The sequence below is a fragment of the Nocardiopsis sp. NPDC049922 genome, assembly GCF_040660275.1.
Lineage (GTDB): Bacteria > Actinomycetota > Actinomycetes > Streptosporangiales > Streptosporangiaceae > Nocardiopsis.
On record NZ_JBFAME010000053.1, the window covers coordinates 1 to 2034 of the forward strand.

Consider the following 2034-nt stretch of genomic DNA (forward strand, 5'->3'; position numbering starts at 1 on the left):
ACCGTGGACTGGAACCGCTCGTCCGCCGGGTCCAACAGCCCGGACAGGCCGATGTGCAACGACGCCGCGTCCAGATCCTCACCGTCATAGGCAGTGGTGTAGGCCCCCACCACCGGGTTCCACCCCTTGGCCACCACCTCGGCGGCGATGTCGGCCGCCAACGGCTCCCACACCGGATCCACCACCCGACCGAACCGGGACGCCAACCCAACGGCCCGGTCCAACGTCACCCAGCACATCACCTTGGAGTACACCCGCTGGCGGGGCTCGTCGCGCTCCTCCCAGATCCCGTGGTCGGGCTCGTGCCAGCGCCGGGCGACCGCCTCGGCCATCGCCGCCACCAGCTCCCAGTCCCGGTCCGCCAGCACCCCGCGCCGGTGGGCCAGGTCCGCGACCAGCTCGACCACGGGCCCGAACACGTCCAGCTGCACCTGGTGGTCGGCGGCGTTGCCCACCCGCACCGGCCGCGACCCCGCATACCCCGCCAGGTTCTCGATCACCTGCTCGGGGCCCAGGTCCGTCCCGGCCAGCGTGTACAACGGCCGCAACAACTCCGGGGAGGGCAGGGTGGCCACCACCCGGTGCACCCAGTCCAGAAAAGCGTCCGCCTCCGCGGTCGACCCCAGCGACACCAGCGAGCGCACGGTCAGGGCCCCGTCGCGCAGCCAGCAGTACCGGTAGTCCCAGTTACGCACCCCGCCGATCTCCTCGGGCAGCGAGGTGGTGGCCGCCGCCATCACCCCGCCCGAGGGCGTGCACAACCCCCGCAACGTCAGGGCCGAACGCGCGGCCAGATCCCGCGCCGTCACCGGCAACGTGAGGGTGTCCAGCCAACCCGCCCAGTGCTCGCCCGCCGCGCGCTGCCGGTCGGTCTGGGCCAGGGCCGGGCCGGTCAGGTCGCCCGTGCCCAGCCGCAGCTCCAGCACCACCGGGTGTTCGCTGGTGGGGTGCACCCGGGCGTAGGCGGTGTCGCCCTGCTCGTCGTGGTCGATGACCCAGTCCACCCCGGGGGCGTGCAGCACCATCGGGAACTCGGCCCCCTCCACCACCAGCCCGGTGTCCCGCACGCGCAGCCGTACCGGGGTCCGGCCGAAGTCGGGGCGGGGCGCGAACTCCACGGTGGCCGCCGTGGCGCCGGAGACGACCCGCACCAGGTCGGTGCGCCCCGGTGTGGTGGCGGGGGCGAGGTAGTCGGTGACCTCCAAACGGGAGAAGCGGGTGCGCACGGTCATGGTGCCCGTCTCGTAGCGCTGGCCCAGGGGTTGGCCGCCGTGGGCGGGAGCGATCGCGAACACCCCCGCCGCCCGGCCGCCCAGCACCTCGGCGAACACCGACGGCGAGTCGGGCTCGGGGTGGCACAGCCACGCCAGGCGGGCGTCGGGGCCCACCAGGGCGACCGAGGCGCGGTTGGACAGCAGCGACATCCGCTCGATGGGGGTGGGGCGCTCCCCGAACACCCAGGCGCGCCGCTCGATCACCAGGGCCGCCAACAGCGTGGCGGCGGCGGGGGTGTCGGGGACGGTGTGGGCGGCCACGGTCGGCTCGGCGTCGTCGCCGACGCGGATGCCCGCGTCGGGACCGCTCAGGTGGAGGAAGACCTCCTCCTCGCCGTCGCCGCCGCCGATGTAGCAGGTGGCGGTGGCGTCGGTGTGCTCGCGCAGGGCGGCCAGCGCGGCGGGCTTGTCGGAGGGGGATCCGTTCAGGGTGGTGTCGGGTTCGGTGCCGTGGGCGCCGATGAGGTGGATCTCGGCGGGCAGGCGGGACAGGGTGGCCAGGGCGGTCAGGGGGCGGGAGGAGATGACGGCGCAGGTGGTGCCGGGCAGGTCGGCCAGCTCGCGCAGGGCGCGGACCGCGGCGGGTTCGGGGCGGGCCGACCCTGCCGGGTCGGCCGACTCGGCAGGGGTCAGGGCGCCGTCGTAGTCGCACGCGAGGAGGAGGCGGGGGGTGCGGGCCAGAGCGGAGATGCGCCGCCGCACGTCCACGGGCAGGGGTTCGGGGGTCGTGTCGCGGGTCCGGCCGGGCAGTGCTGGCGCG

General features: G+C 75.0%; 1 protein-coding gene. It reads right to left on the bottom strand.

Annotated elements, in window-relative coordinates; translation table 11 throughout:
• Positions 1-2024, bottom strand: a 2024-nt coding sequence (locus tag AB0I72_RS28335; protein ID WP_358574159.1) for a trehalase-like domain-containing protein, incomplete at its 3' end; no start/stop codon positions are given.
• Between the last annotated feature and the right edge of the window lie 10 nt (positions 2025-2034).